General features: G+C 64.8%; 2 protein-coding genes (1 of these 2 only partly in view). Both read left to right on the top strand.

Annotated elements, in window-relative coordinates; genetic code table 11:
* Positions 1–49, top strand: partial view of a YlxR family protein gene (locus K789_RS24460; RefSeq protein ID WP_128081578.1) — the final stretch only. 278 nt of this gene lie to the left of the window's left edge; 49 of the gene's 327 nt are visible here — the last part of the coding sequence; its start codon lies off the left edge, out of view; its stop codon occupies positions 47–49.
* A 171-nt stretch (positions 50–220) separates the two neighbouring features.
* Positions 221–654 (top strand): translation initiation factor IF-2 N-terminal domain-containing protein (locus K789_RS24455; protein WP_192815739.1); only part of this gene is annotated, 434 nt, incomplete at its 3' end.

Raw genomic sequence — 654 nt, 5'->3', positions numbered from 1 at the left:
CGCAAGCCGTGGACACCCCGGTGGCCGCAGCAACAACCGTCCAACCTGAAAGCGGGTCAGAAAACTGATGGAAACCCGATGAGTTCCCAGCGATGAGTGCGCAACGATGACAACTTTGTTGCGCTCTGCAATGGACCTTTCAGCTGCACTCGCGGCGGAGGTCCGCAGTAAGAAGTAGACGGTTCGTGCCTGGCTCGGTGCGGACCGAGACAGGAGAAATGTGGCCAAGGTCCGCGTACATGAGCTCGCTAAAGAGCTCGGTATTACTTCCAAAGATGCAGTAACCAAACTGCAGGAACTGGGCGAATTCGTTCGCTCTGCCTCTTCCACCATTGAGGCCCCCGTTGTGAGGAAACTCCGCAACGCCTTCCCCGACGCAGCAGCAGCTTCGAAGTCCGAAGCGCCCGCGTCCGCCCCCAAGGCACCCGCCAGCCCCTCGGCAAACCGTCCGGCGCCTGCGCCGGCTCCGGCTGCCCCCAAGGTTGCGGAAACCAAGACTGAAGCTCCGGCAGCGGCTGCTCCGGCACCGGCAGCTCCCGCACCCAGTGCGGCACCGGCAGCTCCCGTGGCCCAGGCTCCGGCAGCACCGTCGACGGGCGTCAAGCCCGGCGCGCGTCCGGCACCCAAGGCTGAAACCCCGGCTGCTCCGGCACG

It is taken from the genome of Arthrobacter sp. TB 26, assembly GCF_000427315.1.
Lineage (GTDB): Bacteria > Actinomycetota > Actinomycetes > Actinomycetales > Micrococcaceae > Arthrobacter.
Note: the sequence above shows the minus strand (reverse complement) of the source record. Positions and strands in the feature narration are given on the sequence as shown.